This is a genomic window from Oleiphilus sp. HI0066 (genome assembly GCF_001635725.1).
Map to the genome: position 1 here is coordinate 19446 of NZ_LWFH01001001.1, position 18354 is coordinate 37799.

The following is an 18354-nucleotide window of genomic DNA, read 5'->3' on the forward strand; positions in this document are numbered from 1 at the left end:
TTATTGGTACCGCGTTAACTACAGACTAGGCCAAAGAGAATCGAATTCGTCTTCGAGACTTATTTCGGTTTTGGGTTGTTGTGTTTCTTCTTCGAGTTGCGCAGATTTCGAATCTAGAACATCTGTTGCGCGTAAGGTGTACTGGCTAAAACTACCAGTTTCTGAAACAGTGGCGGCTAGAATGCATTTAGATTCGATGCCGCTGAAACGCAAAATCACCTTATTGCCTTCTTTGAATGGGAGGCGAGGCGTAATTAGCGTGCTTGGTTGGCTGATGCTGCTCAATTCTGGTAGAAGCAAACCACGCAAAAATTCACTGTGTTTGCCAGTTTTGTTGAGTTGCTGCACCGCACATGGTTTGGCGCGAGGTGCGAGTAGCTCGATACCAAGCTGCGTACCTTTTTGCTTGGAGTATCGAATCCAGCGGATAACAGCAATGCTCCATGATTTCTCATCGTTTTCGCGCACACAAAGAAGTTCACCAGCTTGAACATTCTTTGGAATGTGACCGCCCCATTGAATGCAATATCCACCAGGGCTTGTATTGATCAGGCTAGTGGTGTGCACAGGAAAGTCTTTGTCAGCGCTCTCAGGATGATTGGTATAGTCAATCACCGACTCGCTAGGAATCGATTTCGGACTTGTAATAGCGGCCGCATCAAAGGCATTAGACCAAGGGTCGTTACTTTTGGCTCGACTAACGCGAGATTCGGTCGAGTTATCAAGGTCAATAGGTTCCATCCCAAACAAGTGTGGCTGGAAGGATGTTCGACCTGAGGTGTAGTAGTGCATAGCACTCAAACCAACAGCAAGCTCAAGCGAGCCATCGCTTGCGATACGCTTAAAGGTTCGTTTGGTGAGAATACCAAGTGAATGATGCAAGTGATGCAGTAAGCCATTACTGATATTGATCGGCATTTCTAAATGGGTGATCGTCGAATTCGCTGAACTTAGGTGCGAAGTGATGCGGGTAATGAGTTCAGCCGTATCAAACCCATAGTAAAAATCACTCAGCTCTTCATGCAGTAGGCTCTTGTGTCGCGGAGCTTGGTCTTCGGATAAATTGATGCAGAAGACAGCTGAGGCGAGGTACTTTCTACCTAGCTCTACGTAGTTAGCCCATCGTTCGAACAGTACCCAAACAGAATCGATCTCTTGCTTACGCAACTGGTTTGAGCGGCAGCAGGCAAGTAACAAGTTTCGTTTATAGGCGCTTTTGATCGATGAGTCTGGTTCGACAAGATTGTCTTCATCGCGAACTAGATACTTCATTAGGCCTAACTCATCGCTAAAACGATAGATCTCGTTCATTTCTTTCCATAGCATTTTCGGTACGGAAATATAGAGCTTGGCTGACAAAAGCTGAACACGTCCAAATTCTGTAATGGTTCGGTGTGCTGCGCAGCTGAAGTTTTTACGTGTATGTTCTGACCCAAGATTAGGAACGCTCTCTAATAGCACTGCTTTGTAGCCAGCGGCTAGAGAAAGATGAAGGCTCGTGACAAGGTTGATAACTTTGCGTTGCTTTTCTTGAGGTGTGATAGATGCGTTAAGAAAATGTTTTGACAGCTCTTCGCATGCGTAATGGATAGGTTTTCGAATGTCCTCAAGCATTTTTGAGCGAGTTTCTGGCTTGCACTTAAGGCGATTTAGTTCATTAATCGCACGATATAGTTGACGAGACAGCTCGCCTAAATTCGCCATGGGCAGATTCGCGACCCAGTCAGCAAAGGCTTCCGGGGTGGAATCAGTGTATGAAAGTTCACCCAAGTTTTGTTCGGGGATACTTATCAAAAGCTCAAGGTCTGGACCCAACATCTGTTGTAGTTCTTCCTGTTGATGTTTGTCGGTTTTAATTGGTTATTAGGCTGAACACTTAGTCAGCATATAGTTCTATCTCCTTATAATAGCAGGGAAATTCGCTATTGCTGAGCCCTAAGAGCAAACATTTTTAATTAAGTGACAAGGTTCGGGTTAATGTTTCGCAAGGCTTACCAAGTAAGTATGGATTTACTTGTTTCCCCCGGACATTCTTCAGCGAGTTTGGGAAGTAGGAACCCAGGTAGCAAGGAGGATAACTGCTTGTAAATCTCTTTGGCTTTTTCTCGGCTCAAATCAAAATGTGCTGCGCCATCTACTTTGTCGAGGGTGAAAAGGTAGTAGGGCAATACGCCTTGATCGAATAGCTTTTCTGACAAATTTTGCAGGATGCCTGCGTTATCATTTATGTCTTTTAACAATACTGATTGGTTGAGTAAGGTAACGCCGACGGCTTTGAGTTTTCTAAATGCAATTGCCGTGTCGTCACCCAATTCATTCTCATGATTGCAATGCGCAACAAAAACAATATTGCTGTTGAGTGTCTTGAGAATCTCGATAAAGGGATCGCTAATTCGTTGCGGCAGGCTAGGGAGCATTCGCGTATGAATACGTATCCTTTTTATGTGCGCGATAGAATCAATACGATGTAACAAATCGGATAGGTATTTATCAGGCAAGCTTAGTGGGTCGCCACCACTTAGAATGACCTCATTAATTTGCTTATTTTCCAGAATGTAAGCCAGAGCCTTGTCCCATTGTTTGCGAGATTGCTGGTGCTCTGAATAAGGGAAATTACGTCTAAAACAGTATCTACAGTGTATGGCGCAAGCCTGCGTTAAGACGAGCAAAACCCGAGACTGATATTTATGAATTAAACCAGGGACGGGCGAGTAATCTTGTTCGAGTAAGGGTTCAGCTGTAAAACCATCAACCTGTTCGAATTCTCTAGTCTGAGGTAGAACTTGCAAAAGCAAGGGGTCATTGGGTGAGTTAGGTTTGATTTTATCGAGATAGGGCTGCGGTGCACGAAGTGGAAAATCGAGCGTTTGTTGTGTTGCTAAGGGGTGCGCGTCTAGGCCTAGCTGCGTTAATAGATCGCCGACAGTCAGTGTGCTTTGACTGTAAATCGATTGCCAATCTTTGTCGATCGAACGAGCGATAAGAGGCGAATGCTGAATGTGTTCTTGCATAGTGCTAATACGTAGACGAGTATTTCGACAGAATAAACCGAAGCGTGTATGATTGCCGCCACTTTTTGGCCGCTTAGATCGGCCGCATAATCTACACTTTAGTAACTGAAAGTGGTAGCGGTATAGCTGTTTACTGCTTAGTTATTGCACTTTGTATCAGAAGCCTACAAATTAAGTAGGGACAGTTAGGTGATAAAATGGCGAATTTTTCAACAAACGAATTTAAAGGTGGCCTTAAGGTAATGCTTGATGGCGACCCATGTTCGATCCTTGAGAACGAATATGTAAAGCCGGGTAAAGGACAAGCGTTTAACCGTGTAAAACTGCGTAACCTCAAAACTGGACGTGTTTGGGAGCGTACCTTTAAGTCTGGTGAATCTCTAGAAGGTGCTGACGTAATGGAGCACGATATGGAGTATTTGTACACCGATGGTGAGTTTTGGCACTTCATGATGACCGACGGTTCTTTTGAACAGCACGGTGCAGATGAGAATGCTGTGGCTGAAGCGCAAAAATGGTTGAAAGAACAAGACGTTTACGTTGTAACCTTATACAACGGAGCGCCATTAAACGTAGCACCGCCAAACTTTGTTGAACTTGAAGTTGTAGAAACAGATCCTGGTTTGAAGGGCGATACAGCGCAAGGTGGTACAAAGCCAGCAACACTAACCACTGGCGCAGTGGTTAACGTGCCTTTGTTTATTAATATTGGTGAAGTGTTGAGAATCGATACGCGTACTGGCGAATACGTAAGCCGCGCGAAAGGTTAAGTTTCTCTTTATGTGGCAGCCTAGTTGTTCACATACTGCAATTAAAGCCCGTGCTGAGTTGTATGCTCAGCTGCGGGCTTTTTTTTCTGCACGTAATGTTCTCGAAGTCGACACGCCGTTGATGAGTGTTTCAGGGTCAACGGACCCACATCTTGCAAGTTATCGTGCTTCAGGCAATCAAGATGCGCATCAATCCTTAAACTTTTTTCTTCAAACCTCTCCAGAGTTTGCGATGAAGCGTCTACTCGCAAGCGGTTTAGGCGATATCTATCAGCTTTGTAAAAGTTTTCGTGAAGCCGAGCAGGGGGGTAGGCATAACCCCGAATTCACAATGCTTGAGTGGTATCGAGTAGGGTTCAGTTTGACTGAATTAATGGAAGAAATCGCAGATCTCGTTTGTGAGCAGTTGAGCCTTGAGCGACCCATTGTATATACCTACCGTGAAGTCTTTTTAAAGTACTTAGAGATTGACCCATTCTCAGCCGAATTAAGCGAGTTACAGGCATTGTGTTCGAGCCAAGCTGGGCTTGCTGAGGTTGAAACACCTGACCGTGACGCATGCTTAGACTTGCTTATTTCTGTGTGTATCGAACCTAAATTAGGATTTGATAGACCGTGTTTTCTTACTGATTACCCAGCGAGTCAGGCCTCATTGGCGCGTATTGAAGTAGACTCGTTTGGCAATCGAGTAGGGAAGCGCGCTGAATTGTATGTGAACGGCATTGAGCTCGCGAATGCCTACGACGAACTAGTGGATGCCAGTGAGCAAGAGGCGCGATTTATAGAAGATCGACGCGCGCGTCATGAACTTAAACTGGCCAATGTACCGTATGATAAGAATCTTGTAAGTGCATTAGCTTCTGGCTTACCTGAGTGTTCTGGCGTTGCACTTGGTGTTGACCGTTTGTTGATGCTCAAGCTGAAAGTCAGTTCTATTCAAGAGGTGTTGAGCTTTCCCATTGATCGCGCGTAATTCTGAACTTCGGAACCGATACAAAGCCAAGTTTTTTGGCGTAGTCATCGTTGTTTTCTTTTCATTGTTGTTGAGTGCTTGTGGCTTTAGTTCAGCGAGTCATGGTGAGCAAGTGTTGGATAACTATCAGGCTCGATTAGAAAATGTGTTTGCGGACATCTCTGACGCAGGTGAAATTCAAACGCAAGACTTCAATACATTGTCGGTTCCGACACTTCCACAGAAGCCACTAGTTCAAGCATGGCAAGCTCAATCATCAGAAAGTATCGATATTCTGGACTTTATGAGCCTGTATGGATGTCGATTACAAGAAACCGTTGCCCAAGCAAATTCCAGCTTAGGGCGTGTAGCAACCGCATCGCAACGCGTTTTGTATCTTGTGCGTTTTTTACGAGATGCCCCAAGTTGCATTGCGATGCTCGAGACTGAAGAAAAGACGGAGCTTGCTCGAATCGTGAAGCAAGAGATAGAGTATAAACGCCAACAATTTCCTTATGTCTCTACCGCCATGTTGATTGAAGGGGATGAGTTTTCGAGTTTTTGGCGCCTGCCTAAAAACTTAGGGTCTTATCCCGAAAATACTAATCTTGAGCCTATCCTTGCCCTGAGTTCTGTTGTGTCGCTTTTCAAACAGTGGCAGTCAGAGAATTATGTTCAAACGGAGCAAGAACTAGAGACGATGTTATTTCAGATAAATATCGGTGATGGCGGAGCACTGCTATCAAGTTTTAGTCTTTTGAATAACAGGCTTGAAGTGCTCAATAGCTTTCTCGAAGGCGTGCTCGATTCTGAGCAAATCTGTGTAGCAGGGAGACACTCGTCAAAGATACTGCAAAACGTCGTACAAAAATATTTTGTGGGTGAGGTTCAGCAGTGGGCTGCGGATCTTAATCGCCGACAGTACGCATTGAGCGAAGCAATGGCCGATTTGGAGGGCGAATTAGCACCGATGCTCAGTGAGAGTTATGCGCGATGGAGGAAAGAGAGAACAGCTGTTTTTCAACGCAATAAAGCCTTGATTCAACGCCATGTGCTATTGATTGGAAAGTTAATAAATGAAGAGAAACTAGCGGTGCATTGCGACCGCTAGTATCGATTGAAGAGCCTTACTTTATTGTTGCGAATGTTTCGCCCATACGAACAGGTGATTCTGCTTTCAATGACTCTTCGAAGTTGATGGTGTTTGGTGGTGCACAGAAGACGACGGTAGACCCTAGCTTAAAACGGCCCATTTCTGCGCCTTTTTCAATCGTGATTGGCTCTTCGTTGTCGTAGTCAAAACTGACAACATTTTTACGCATTGGCGCGACAAGACCAGCCCATGTTGTTTCGACGCTTGCAACAATCATTGCGCCAACCAAAACCATTGCAATCGGGCCGATTGCTGTATCGAAAATCGCTACGACTCGCTCATTACGTGCAAATAAATTTGGAACGCGTTGCGCTGTTACAGGGTTAACCGAGAAGAGTTTTCCAGGAACATAAATCATTTTTTTCAATGTGCCTGTGATAGGCATATGAATGCGATGGTAGTCTTTAGGTGAAAGATAAATCGTTGCGAAGTCACCATCCATAAACGGTTGAGCAAGTTTTTCATCGCCACCCAGCAATTCATTGACGTTAAAGCTTTGGCCTTTTGCTTGGAATATTTGTCCGCCTTTGATTTCACCTAACTGACTGATTGCACCATCAACTGGCGAGCAAAGAATGTTATCTCCCTCTACAACAGGGCGAGCACCGTCTTTGAGAGCGCGGGTAAAGAAATCATTGAAGCTAGGGTAGGCAGTTGGGTTTGGTTCTGCCGCTTCGCTCATGTCGACGTCATACTTGTCGACGAACCAGTTGATAAAGTTGTTTTTGACTGGTTCGAATGTTGTGCTCGCTACTTTGCCAGCAACGCGCGAAATAAAGTGCTGTGGGCTGATGTACTGACTGAATACAAACAGATCATCGCTTTTCATAAATGCGGATTCCAAAATACTTAATCATTATTGGCCGCGGATAATAACAGAACTTCCAGATTGCTGCGAAAGACAGATGCAATTAATCGATGAGCTTTCAATTAATGGCGTGCTTAGAAGTTCTCATGTGTTGTTTTTATTTTGATTTTTATTACGAATCTTGTGCGTCTTGGCTAATCGTTCCTAACGATGATTCCAATGCTTTGATCGCTAGTTTGAAATACCTGAACTGAGCTTCATCGATGCGTTGATCAGGATCTTGGTCGGCATACACCACACCAATAGGCTTACCTTTAACAAAGATAGAAGCGAAGAACGCTTCATCACGTTGCGTCGTCTGCTTAAAGTTCATGGGAACAAGATCAGAGACTTCTTTTTTGACGCTCGGTTTAAGCCATAGAGCCGCTGGTTTGTCGCACAATACGCTAAAAATCGTTCCTTTGATAATAGGTGTGCTAAAACTAGCGAGTGGGTCGTCACCGTCGATGCCCGACTTAAATACGATGTTTAACTTGGATTTATCTTTGCTAAGAACGCACAGAGCGCAACGTTTAAGGCGAAGTCCGATTTGGATCTGTTCAACCATTTTCGTCATTAGAGCTGAGGCTGAGTTGAAATCAGTTGGTTGTTGTTTGATGGCTTTTAATAGGTGAAGGAATGACGCTTCTGGTGTGAATGTTTTTTGATCTTCCGGTTTTTTAGCGCCAGTGCTTTCGATCATGCGTTCTGATTTAGCAACTTTCCCTGTTGATGGAATAACGCGACTAAATACAGTGCGTGCATCGCCCGTTGTTGAAGTCTCGCCTTGCGCGTCAGGTACGTACTCTTTTACATCATCAAATACACGACACACTGCATTAGCTGAATAGGGCATTTGGTAGCGATGTGCGGCTTTCAACAGCGTTTTTGTGCAGAGTGTTCTTACCTTATAAACGGGCATATCGAGTCCAGCGGCGGTTGTTGCTAAGGCTCGAGACATCTGTTTTGGCGAGCTATCTTTTAAATAGTAATGCAGATAAAACCGCGATAATTCAATGAAGAAAAGAGGTTGTTGACGCGCGATCTTCAATGCGGGGCTAAGCTCGATAGGCTCAGCAGGATTTGCTTGAGCCACTGATTGTGAGGCGCTAGTCGGTGCTGAAGCTTGGCCAAAGCGTGATAATTGCGCCCAGTCTCGCAAGGACAAACAGTGTTGCGTTTGTTGCGTTTTTAGAGCGAGATCTGGAGCGTTCAGTGCCGTTAAGAGTTCTAATTGAATGTCTTTGAGTGAACAGCCCAATAAATCTAGTTCAAGCGCTTTTCTCTTTGGTATGCTGGCTCGACTGATCTCTCGCATTAATGGTGTGGCATAACACCACATGTACCACATGGGTGCGTCGGAAAATAAACTCCCCCAGAAGATATCTAAGGATTTTGCTGATCCTTTTGCCTTTGCGAATCGTTGTGCGAGATAGGCTTTGGTTAAGCTTGCTCCGAGAGTTTGGTAGTAAGCGCGATAACCATATTTGATGTCGAGTTTTTTGATGGCAACGAGTAGCTCTTTGACTTGCTGGTGGCCTAGCATGCTCATAGCGTGATCAAGAGTTTTACTGAATACGCTTTCTGGACGAGGATTGTCGTTGGCCTTGCGCATGATTGCGAGTGACACAACAGGGTCTGGGGCGAGTATTTGAGCTAACTTCAAATAACTCGGCGCTTCGTTTTCCATCAGCAAAACGGCCTTCGGCGCCAGACTCAAGGCAGAGGGTAGTTTACGTTTAAGTAAGTACTCCACCCATGATTGTAGATCTTGCGGATAACTTTTTGTTTCGGCCATTCATCATCATCAATGTGTTTCTATGTCGTCTAGTGTAGACAAGATATGGCGATAACTCTGCATTCTGGTTTCTGAAATTTTACCTTCTTCTAACGCTTGTTGAATTGCGCATCCAGGTTCTTGCTCGTGTTTGCAGTCGCGGAATTTACAATAACCAATGAAGGGCCTGAACTCTGTGAAGCCTTCAAGTAGTTCAGCCTCTGTGATGTGCCAGAGTCCAAACTCTCGAATTCCTGGTGAATCCACTAAACGGCCACCTTGTGGGAGGTGAAATAATTTAGCGGTCGTAGTGGTGTGGGTGCCTTTTCGTGTGTTTTCTGAGAGTTCACCAACGCGAATAGATTGATCACCGAGAATGGTGCGAATAAGTGAAGACTTACCAACACCAGATTGCCCTACAAACACACTTGTGTGATTCGATAGCCAGCTTAAGAGTGTTTCACTACAGTCTTGTTCGTCATTTGCTGAGGTGAGCAATACTTCATAGCCGAGCGCTTTGTATGTATCCATCAAGCCGTGAATAAAGTCCCGATTATCATCGGTAATCAAATCACTCTTGTTGAACAGAATGGCTGGCTCAATGCCCGTTGTTTCGGCGGCCACAAGATAGCGGTCAATGAGGTTGGCGAAAGGTGTTGGTTCAAGCGCAACGACAATGAGTATGCGATCAATATTCGATGCGACTGGCTTAAGTTGGCCGTAGTTATCAGGCCTTTGCAGTAGAGTGCTGCGCTCTAGACGCGCTTCAATGACTCCACTGTTGTCGGCTCCGGGTCGCCATATCACTTCGTCACCGGTGACCAAAGCATCGATGTTTGCGCGGACATAACAGCGATATATCTCGCCTTTTGTTTCGCCTTCTAGCGCTTCGACATCAAGCGTTTGCCCAAAATGCGCAATAATTAAACCGCGCTGTTCGGCGCCAAGTTCGCCTCCTAACACTTGATCGTCTAGTTTGCGTTGCTTCTTTTCAGCTCGGGCTGTTTTCTCTGCTTGTATTTTTTCGATGCGCCATTTTTGACGGCGATTGAGTTTACGTTTGCTCATGGGCTTCTCTGTTAAAAGGCGCAAGCATTCTATCAGTTTTTCTCATAGGCGGTTGTTCTAGTTCACTAAAGCCTATATTTTAGCTCTGATTAAAAATACAGAAGCGAATAACTTGCATGAAGCATAAAGATAATTTGATTTGGATTGATCTTGAGATGACTGGTTTAGAGCCAGAGTCTGATCGTATTATTGAAATCGCCACTATCGTCACCGATGCGAACCTCAATACCTTAGCTGAAGGGCCCGTTATGGCAGTGCATCAGAGCGACGAATTACTTGATTCGATGGATGAGTGGTGTACTCGAACACATGGTGAATCTGGTTTAACTCAGCGAGTAAAAGATAGCGAGTTCTCAGAGCGTGATGCAGAGCTGAAAACCATTGAGTTTTTGCAAGAGTGGGTTGATAAAGGTGTATCACCGATTTGTGGAAATAGCGTAGGCCAAGATCGTCGTTTCTTGGTCAAATACATGCCAGAGTTGGAAGCCTATTTTCACTATCGAACTCTCGATGTGAGTACTTTGAAGGAGCTGACTCGCCGTTGGAAGCCTGAAATTTTAGATGGCTTTAAAAAACAGGGGACACATTTAGCATTAGATGATATTCGTGAATCGATCGCTGAGCTGCAATATTATCGTGAGCACGTGTTAAAGATATAAATTTAAGCGTCTTACATCGCTGAGATTGCCTTGTGAGATAAGAAAACACTATAAGGTTTTTAAAATGAGTGAATTAGTCAAAGTAGAAATTAATGAAGGCGTTGCCATGTTAACGCTTAACAACGGCAAAGTGAATGCGTTTTCACATGAGATGATTGCTGACTTCAACGCAGCCTTAGACCAAGCAGAAGAAGCGAAAGCGCCTGTTGTGATCGCTGGACACCCTGGAATGTTCTCTGCGGGTTTTGATCTCAAAGTTATGCAGAAAAGTATGGATGCTGCGATGGCTTTGGTTAAAGAAGGCTCTACATTGACGCGCCGATTATTGTCTTTCCCGACGCCTGTGATTGCGGCATGTACTGGGCACGCTGTAGCGCAAGGTGCATTTACTCTTTTATGTAGCGATTATCGAATTGGTGCAGCTGGCGAGTTCAAGCTTGGCCTGAATGAAGTGGCGATCGGTATGACGATGCACCATGCGGGTATTACGATGGCAAAACATGGTGTGACGGATCGTTATTTGAATCGTTCACTTTATTTGGCGGAAATGTTTGATCCTGAAACAGCTGTTGAAGCGGGTTTTCTAGACGAAATCGTTGAATTTGAAAAAGTTGTCGAGACGGCGATTGAATACGCTAAAGCAACGAAGAAGCTTAATCGTCATGCGCACAAAGGCACTAAGCTTAAAGCGAGAGCTGGGCTTCTTGAAGAAATGGATAGAGCGATTGAGCTCGACGTCAACGGTAGTCTTTAGTTAACAGCATTTGAGTCATATTTTGTCTGTTCAACACATTCATATCTTAGGTATTTGCGGGACCTTTATGGGCTCGCTTGCCGCGCTCGCAAAAGAACAGGGTTTGCGCGTTACGGGTTGTGATCAGGGCGTTTATCCTCCAATGAGTACGCAACTTGAGTCACTCGGTATTGAGTTGATTCAAGGTTTCGATACGCAACAGCTAGATCTCGAACCCGATCTTTTTATCATTGGCAATGCAATTAGTCGTGGTAATGCCTTGCTTGAAGAGATTCTAGATCGAGGTTTGCCCTATACCTCAGGCCCTCAATTTCTTGCAGAACATATCCTGCAGGGAAAATGGGTGATGGGTGTTGCCGGTACGCACGGCAAAACCACGACAACGACCATGCTAGCGTGGATTCTTGAATATGCTGGAATGAAGCCGGGTTTCTTAATCGGTGGAGTGCCAAAGGATTTTGAATTTTCAGCTCGTTTGGGCGAAACCCCTTTCTTTGTGATCGAAGCGGATGAATACGATAGCGCATTTTTTGATAAGCGCTCGAAGTTTGTCCATTACAAATCTCGAACATTGATCGTCAACAATCTCGAGTTTGATCACGCCGATATTTTCGAAGACCTAAGCGCTATTCAAAAGCAATTCCATCATGTTATTCGTACTGTGCCGCGCAATGGTCGTGTGATTTATCCTCAAGGCAGTAAGGCTATTGACGAGACGCTTGAAAAGGGCATTTGGGCTGAGAAACAAAGTTTTGGTGGAGAGGGCTCTAGTGCAGAAGCTCGTTATCACCTAGTTGAATCTGATGGTTCAGTCTTTGATGTGCGCTTAGCGGACCAGACGCATCGAGTTACATGGTCTATGACTGGTGAGCACAACGTGTCGAATGCTTTGGCAGCGATGCTTGCTGCGCGTCATGTTGGTGTTGAGCTCGAGCATTCTGCGCAAGCTTTGAGTCAATTTGGCGGCATTAAACGTCGCATGGAAGTATTGGCCGATCGAGAGCAAATTGCTTTATACGATGATTTTGCACATCACCCTAGTGCTATTAAAACGACGCTCTCAGGGCTTCGCGCTAAGGTTGGGTCTGAAAAGATTCTAGCCCTCATCGAACCGCGTTCAAACACCATGCGTATGGGTATTCATGCAAACAAATTAGCACCGAGTGCTCAAGATGCAGATCAGATCATATGGGCTGATCTGTCGGGTAATAACGAGTTAGGGTGGTTGACGCCTGAACTATCCGAATACGCTAATCAACATATCGAAATCTCAGTTGATGCTATACAAGGTGTGGTAGATCGGTTCATTGAGATGCATGGCGGCACGAAAGTTCATGTGTTGATGATGAGTAATGGTGGCTTTGGCGGAGTACGCGAAGCTTTGCTAAAAAAATTAGGTTCAGAGTAAAAGTACTCTGAACCTGTTATTTGATCCCTGTTGTTGAGGATTGTATGAGCGAGTTTAAAGAAACAATTACTTTGGCGGTGACCGGGGCTTCAGGTGTTCAGTATGCGACGCGCTTGTTAGATGTTCTGGTTAAAGAAGGGCATCAGATTTTTGTAATGGTTTCTAAAGCTGCGCATATGGTCATTGCGACAGAAACTGAGCATAAATGGCCTGCCCAAGCTGCGCAATTAGAGCAGGTTTTGACGCAACAGTTCTCTGCAAAGCAAGGGCAGGTGAAAGTATTCGGTAAAGAGGACTGGATGGCTCCGGTTGCTTCTGGATCGGGAGCTCCAACCAAAATGGTTGTTTGCCCATGCAGCACTGGATCGTTGTCTGCAATTGCTAATGGCGCGAGCAATAATTTGATTGAGCGAGCGGCAGACGTTGCATTAAAAGAACGGCGCCAATTAATACTCGTTCCTCGCGAGGCTCCTTATTCAGAGATTCACCTTGAGCATATGTTGAAGTTGACAAAAATGGGAGCTGTGGTGATTCCCGCTTCGCCTGGTTTTTACCACAAACCGCAAAGTGTTGATGATCTTGTGGATTTCATTGTTGCGCGTATTTTGTCTCAGTTAGGAATTGAGCAAACGCTTCTTAGTAAGTGGGGAGAAGATCGAACATGAGCTCTTCTTCAGTCATCGATTGGTCGAAGACGGTAGCTGCAATCTGGCGAGCGAGGCAGCAGCATCTCCGTGCAGTGACACGGATTGATGGCATTGAGCTTGATCAGTTGTTGGGGATTGAGCGTCAGAAAAAACTAATAGTAGAGAATACAGAGCGTTTTATCGCTGGACTGCCGGCAAACAATGCTTTGCTGTGGGGCTCCCGCGGCACAGGTAAATCAAGCATTATTAAAGCACTTTTGAATGCTTATGCTGACAAAGGTCTGCGCGTGATTCAGATAGATAAAGATGATCTACTTGATCTTCCCGAGATCGTCGATGAACTCTTCGAGCAGCCCTACCACTTTATTGTTTTCTGTGATGATTTGAGCTTTGAAGAGGGTGATGCAACTTATAAAGCTTTGAAGAGTATTCTCGAAGGATCAATTGAATTGCCCCCCGATAATGTCCTGATTTACGCGACCTCTAACAGACGTCATCTTATGCCGGAATACATGAGCGATAACGAAGGCACCAAAGTCGTAGAAACAGAATTGCACTTTGCTGATGTGGTCGAAGAAAAAATATCTTTGTCGGATCGTTTTGGTTTGTGGTTGTCGTTTTATTCAATCAATCAAGATCAATATATTGAGATTGTCGACCAACTGTTTGGGCAGGTCGAAAATCGGCAGGCCATGCACGCCCAAGCTAAGCGTTTTGCGACCGGCAAAGGTGGACGTAGTGGTCGCACTGCACAGCAATTCTTTAAAGCCTATAGCGGGAAGTTTTAGTAGATGGTGATATTGGTGTCAGAGTACAAGGACTCTGACTCGAGTTTGAATTGCTATTTCCCCGTCTCTTGCTTCGCGTTTTCAAATTCCATTTCTTCAAAACGATAAGCCGCGCCAAAGCCTTCAACATAGGTTCCCGATTTCGGTTTGATTTCTACGAGGTGAAAGTCATTTAGGCTTTTTAATAACGAGACTGTCTTTCCTCGTTGTTGCTCGAAGATAGGCATGACTGTGTTAAACGTTGATGATGATCTGTCGATGAATTGAGCATCGCCTTTAAATATCAGTCGTTTTCTTGCAAAGATATTTTTTGTGTCTGTTTCGTCTTGCGTGAGCATCAACGAGCACTTGGCTGTTTGCTTTAAATTCTGTGTGTGGGCCGCAAGCTCACTGATAAAAATGTACAGCTTTTTGTTTTCGAGAATATAAGGGGTTGTTGATGCGTCGGGCTGTTTATTTTGATCGAGCGTGGCAAGCATGCATGATTGCGTATCTGCAATTAGTGATTCGATGTTTGTACTTATGTTGCTCACTTAGCAGCACCTTGCATGGATTTCGAACTAAGAATCGAAAATCCTAAATCTTTTGATGAGGCTGAACGAATCAATGCGGCTGCGACATCTGCGCCATCAATGGCTTTCAAATTTCCGGGCAATAGTTTGCAGATGAACTCAGATGCTTTTTCGCCAAGGCGAAATTCTTCTCTATCTCCTAGCAATAAACTTGGCCGTGCAATAGCGGCGTGTGCATAGTCGCAATGTTTGATTCTGTGTTCGACATCTTTTTTCATGCTGAGATAAGTGGATGGCATTTTTCCGTCTGCGCCATTTGCAGAGACAAGCCCGTAGAAACCAGCGCCATGCTCTTTACCTAGTTTCGCGAAAGCTTCAGGATACTCCACATCAATACGCACATATTCCATAGCATTTGGCGTTTTCTTTTTGGTTGAGCCCAAGGCGCAAAATAAGTCCGATACCTCATGACTTGGTGCTTCGAAAGAGCTTGGATTCTGAAGAAGCTTGTTCCAATCACAAATAAAGTAGCTGAGTTTCTGATGCTGATAATCTGATGAGTTTTGTGATCGAACAAAGGCATAGACTTCTTCGTATTGTTTATCTTCACAGAGCTGTTGTACGAGACTTCGTCCAATTAAGCCGCTGGCGCCAGCGACCCAAGCAATCTTTCTGTTAGTCAAAACTTACTCTCTTATTTTGTGCAGTTTTCCATAGTGTAGGGCGGCATGAGGGCCAAGGTCTAGGGCATATGAATCTTAAATGGTGGCCTATTTTGTAGTGGGTTTTTCGGCATATTTTTAAAAAGTTCGGCTTGGACACTAAAATTTACGATTTTAACTCTTTTATTTACCTCAAATACTGTATACTTCGCGCGATTTTTTTCACCCCGAACTTCGAGTAAGACGATGACAGACTTAAGCAAGTACAGAAACATAGGTATTTTCGCGCACGTTGATGCGGGTAAAACCACTACAACAGAACGTATTTTGAAACTCACCGGTAAGATCCACAAAACTGGTGAAGTACACGATGGTGAATCTACAACTGACTTCATGGATCAGGAAGCAGAGCGTGGTATTACTATTCAATCAGCGGCGATCACAGCATTCTGGAAAGATCACCGTATGAACATCATCGATACTCCTGGACACGTTGACTTCACAGTTGAAGTATACCGTTCTTTGAAAGTACTTGATGGTGGTATCGGCGTATTCTGTGGTTCGGGCGGTGTTGAGCCTCAATCAGAAACTAACTGGCGTTATGCGGATGAATCAGGCGTTGCACGTTTGATCTTCGTTAACAAACTAGACCGTGTTGGTGCTGACTTCTTGAAAGTTGTTGACCAAGTAGAAAACACACTTGGCGCGAAGCCTCTTGTTATGACGCTTCCAATTGGTCGTGAAGACACCTTTACAGGTGTTGTAGACATCATGTCTAAGAAAGCATACATCTGGGATGACTCTGGTCTCCCTGAAAACTACAAAGTTGAAGATGTACCAGCAGACATGGTTGAAGACGTAGACATGTACTACGAGCAGATGGTTGAAACTGCTGTAGAAATGGACGACGACTTGATGATGGCTTACATGGATGGCGAAATGCCAACTGATGAGCAACTTAAAGCGTGTATCCGTAAAGGTACTAACGAGCTTGCGTTCTTCCCAACTTACTGTGGTTCTGCATTTAAGAACAAAGGTATTCAGCTTGTACTTGACGCTGTTGTTGATTACTTGCCTTCTCCAACAGAAGTTCCAGCTCAGCCTCTTACTGATGAGCACGGCGAGCCTACCGGTGAAGTTGCAACAGTATCTGTTGACGAGCCATTCCGCGCATTGGCGTTCAAGATCATGGACGACCGTTTCGGCGCACTAACGTTTATCCGTATTTACTCTGGTAAGTTGAACAAGGGTGACACCATCCTTAACTCATTCACAGGTAAGACTGAGCGTATTGGTCGTATGTGTGAAATGGAAGCGGATGAGCGTATTGAACTTGATTCAGCACAAGCGGGTGACATCATCGCTGTTGTTGGTATGAAGAACGTACAAACAGGTCACACGCTTTGTGATACTAAGCATGAATGTACACTTGAAGCGATGGTATTCCCTGATCCAGTTATCTCGATCGCAGTTAAGCCAAAAGACAAAGGTTCAACTGAGAAAATGGGTGTTGCTATCGGTAAGATGGTTGCAGAAGATCCAACGTTCATCGTTGAAACTGACGAAGATTCAGGCGAAACCATCCTTAAAGGTATGGGTGAGCTTCACCTAGATATCAAAGTAGATATCTTGAAGCGTACTTTCGGTGTTGAGCTAGAAGTAGGTCAGCCACAGGTTGCATACCGTGAGACTATCACGCAAGCAATCGAAGACAGCTATACGCACAAGAAGCAGTCTGGTGGTTCTGGTCAGTTCGGTAAGATCGACTACCGCATCAAGCCAGGTGAGCAAAACACTGGTCTTACTTTCACTTCAACAGTTGTTGGTGGTAACGTTCCTAAGGAATTCTTCCCAGCAATCGAGAAAGGTTTCCAAGGTATGATGGAAACTGGTCCACTTGCAGGCTTCCCTGTATTGGACGTTGAAGTTGAACTATACGATGGTGCTTACCACGCAGTTGACTCATCAGCAGTAGCATTTGAGATTGCAGCAAAAGGTGCATTCCGTCAGTCAATGCCAAAAGCTGGTCCTCAACTTCTTGAGCCAGTGATGAAAGTAGACGTGTTTACTCCAGACGATCACGTTGGTGATGTTATCGGTGACTTGAACCGTCGTCGTGGCATGATCAAGGACCAAGAAGCTGGTAACACTGGTGTACGTGTTAAAGCGGACGTTCCTCTTTCAGAGATGTTCGGTTACATCGGTCACCTACGTACTATTACTTCTGGTCGTGGTCAGTTCTCAATGGAGTTCTCTCACTACGCACCTTGCCCAATGAACGTGGCAGAAGAAGTAATTGCTGAAGAAAAGGCTAAGAAAGAAGCTAAGTAAGCCTTAGTTCTTTTAGCTAAAAGCCCTGTTGGAAACAACGGGGCTTTTTTGTGCATAACAATAAATCAAGGAAGTACTGTTAATGAGCAGAGTCATCTCATTTGTTTTTCTATCGCTTTGTTTTTCTACCATGACCTTGGCAGAAAATTCTTTTCAATTTGCTGTATATGGAGCGGGAGCGAGTATCTCTCAAGACAATTCAGGATCAGGTAAGTTCTTAGGCTTAAGCGCGACGGCATATTTAGATCCGATCATGCTTGATGGAAGCAAGCCACTTGCCTTGGCAGCGAAATATCAACAAGTCTCAAGCGTATTTGCTTATCATACGCAGCTCGAATACTCCGACCTTGCTCAAGTTAGAGGTGGTCGTATTTTAGAAACAGTAGATAATGATCGCACTGGCCTTGGTGGCACTATCACGCATGAGAGTATTCCACTTTGGTTATCGGTAAATCATGTGTTTAGTGATGACGCAGAGCTTGGTTTTAGAGATGGGACTACGTTCACCAATAGCGATAGCATGACGGAGTTTGAGCTAGGTGTTTATGCATCAGAACACATGATCGCATCATTGATTTATAATGATGCAGTTGGTGATACCTATGGTTTAACCGTCGATGCATTGTTTGAGCTTGCTGATTTGGGTCAATTTATTGAACTGTCAGCGCTTTATCTTGAAATAGAGCACGATGAGATAGATTTGTCGGTTGTGAACAATACCGTTCGAAACTTAGATACAAATCCTTTAGAAGAGACTCAACTTGGTTTAGGTGTGACCTACTTTCCGACGAAGGCTATCGATGTTGGTCTCACGTATACATCCACAAAGTTGAGTCATGGCCCAGCTTCCAAAGAGCTGGTTTATAGCCTTAACGCAGGATGGTTCTTCAGCCAGGACACAGCCATTCGCCTTGAATATGCCTTATTTGAGGAAGATACTTTCTTTATCGATTCAAGCGTCAGCGCTGAACTGCTTTATCGTTTCTAATTCGATAAGTAGTTTTTCAAGATCTTG

The 18354-nt window shown here is 44.6% G+C and carries 17 protein-coding genes; 10 read left to right on the forward strand and 7 right to left on the reverse strand.

Annotation, left to right across the window (positions count from 1 at the left end):
* Positions 1-18: 18 nt before the first annotated feature.
* A complete protein-coding gene (locus A3738_RS11630) occupies positions 19-1818 on the reverse strand; it encodes a hypothetical protein (protein WP_068476433.1) in 1800 nt (599 codons plus the stop codon).
* 173 nt (positions 1819-1991) lie between these two features.
* Positions 1992-3011 carry an EF-P beta-lysylation protein EpmB gene (gene epmB / locus A3738_RS11635; RefSeq protein ID WP_068476431.1) on the reverse strand — a complete coding sequence of 340 codons (1020 nt, stop codon included), beginning with the start codon at positions 3009-3011 and terminating at the stop codon, positions 1992-1994.
* 197 nt (positions 3012-3208) lie between these two features.
* On the opposite strand from epmB, the gene efp reads away from it, so the two are divergent.
* From efp to A3738_RS11650, 3 genes are read left to right on the forward strand one after another with little or no spacing between them, the layout of a single operon-like run.
* Entirely contained in the window at positions 3209-3781 is a 573-nt protein-coding gene (efp, locus tag A3738_RS11640) for an elongation factor P (RefSeq protein ID WP_068476429.1), read from the forward strand.
* A 10-nt stretch (positions 3782-3791) separates the two neighbouring features.
* A complete protein-coding gene (epmA, locus tag A3738_RS11645; RefSeq protein ID WP_068476427.1) occupies positions 3792-4754 on the forward strand; it encodes an EF-P lysine aminoacylase EpmA in 963 nt (320 codons plus the stop codon).
* Entirely contained in the window at positions 4741-5844 is a 1104-nt protein-coding gene (locus tag A3738_RS11650) for a DUF3080 family protein (protein WP_068476425.1), read from the forward strand. Before epmA ends, A3738_RS11650 begins: the two co-directional genes overlap by 14 nt.
* Positions 5845-5860: 16 nt before the next feature.
* On the opposite strand, the gene asd is transcribed toward A3738_RS11650, so the two are convergent.
* The 3 genes from asd to rsgA form a co-directional block, all read right to left on the reverse strand.
* Complete coding sequence (asd, locus tag A3738_RS11655; RefSeq protein ID WP_068476423.1) at positions 5861-6715, reverse strand: archaetidylserine decarboxylase; 855 nt, start codon at positions 6713-6715, stop codon at positions 5861-5863.
* A gap of 151 nt (positions 6716-6866) precedes the next feature.
* A complete protein-coding gene (locus A3738_RS11660) occupies positions 6867-8531 on the reverse strand; it encodes an HDOD domain-containing protein (RefSeq protein ID WP_068476421.1) in 1665 nt (554 codons plus the stop codon).
* Positions 8532-8540: 9 nt separating this feature from the next.
* On the reverse strand, positions 8541-9578 hold the full coding sequence (gene rsgA / locus A3738_RS11665; protein WP_068476419.1) for a small ribosomal subunit biogenesis GTPase RsgA: 1038 nt from the start codon (positions 9576-9578) through the stop codon (positions 8541-8543).
* A 116-nt stretch (positions 9579-9694) separates the two neighbouring features.
* On the opposite strand from rsgA, the gene orn reads away from it, so the two are divergent.
* From orn to A3738_RS11690, 5 genes are all read left to right on the forward strand, one after another.
* Positions 9695-10237 (forward strand): oligoribonuclease, encoded by a 543-nt coding sequence (gene orn / locus A3738_RS11670; RefSeq protein ID WP_068476418.1) that lies wholly within the window; start codon positions 9695-9697, stop codon positions 10235-10237.
* Between the two features lie 64 nt (positions 10238-10301).
* Complete coding sequence (locus tag A3738_RS11675) at positions 10302-10991, forward strand: crotonase/enoyl-CoA hydratase family protein (RefSeq protein ID WP_068500932.1); 690 nt, start codon at positions 10302-10304, stop codon at positions 10989-10991.
* A gap of 22 nt (positions 10992-11013) precedes the next feature.
* Positions 11014-12399, forward strand: a complete 1386-nt coding sequence (mpl, locus tag A3738_RS11680) for a UDP-N-acetylmuramate:L-alanyl-gamma-D-glutamyl-meso-diaminopimelate ligase (RefSeq protein ID WP_255376164.1) — start codon at positions 11014-11016, stop codon at positions 12397-12399.
* Positions 12400-12443: 44 nt separating this feature from the next.
* Positions 12444-13064 (forward strand): flavin prenyltransferase UbiX, encoded by a 621-nt coding sequence (locus A3738_RS11685; RefSeq protein ID WP_068476411.1) that lies wholly within the window; start codon positions 12444-12446, stop codon positions 13062-13064.
* A complete protein-coding gene (locus A3738_RS11690; RefSeq protein ID WP_068500927.1) occupies positions 13061-13834 on the forward strand; it encodes an ATP-binding protein in 774 nt (257 codons plus the stop codon). The genes A3738_RS11685 and A3738_RS11690 overlap by 4 nt, the downstream gene beginning before the upstream one ends.
* A 53-nt stretch (positions 13835-13887) precedes the next feature.
* Here the strand turns inward: A3738_RS11690 and A3738_RS11695 are convergent, their stop codons facing one another.
* Together A3738_RS11695 and A3738_RS11700 are read right to left on the reverse strand one after the other, a co-directional pair.
* Complete coding sequence (locus tag A3738_RS11695; RefSeq protein WP_068476407.1) at positions 13888-14367, reverse strand: HugZ family protein; 480 nt, start codon at positions 14365-14367, stop codon at positions 13888-13890.
* Positions 14364-15029, reverse strand: a complete 666-nt coding sequence (locus tag A3738_RS11700; protein WP_068500924.1) for an NAD(P)H-binding protein — start codon at positions 15027-15029, stop codon at positions 14364-14366. Before A3738_RS11700 ends, A3738_RS11695 begins: the two co-directional genes overlap by 4 nt.
* A gap of 225 nt (positions 15030-15254) precedes the next feature.
* On the opposite strand from A3738_RS11700, the gene fusA reads away from it, so the two are divergent.
* Both fusA and A3738_RS11710 read left to right on the forward strand, forming a co-directional pair.
* On the forward strand, positions 15255-17339 hold the full coding sequence (fusA, locus tag A3738_RS11705; protein WP_068476402.1) for an elongation factor G: 2085 nt from the start codon (positions 15255-15257) through the stop codon (positions 17337-17339).
* Between the two features lie 82 nt (positions 17340-17421).
* Positions 17422-18327, forward strand: coding sequence for a hypothetical protein (locus A3738_RS11710; protein ID WP_068500921.1), 906 nt, complete (start codon positions 17422-17424; stop codon positions 18325-18327).
* Positions 18328-18354 lie beyond the last annotated feature (27 nt).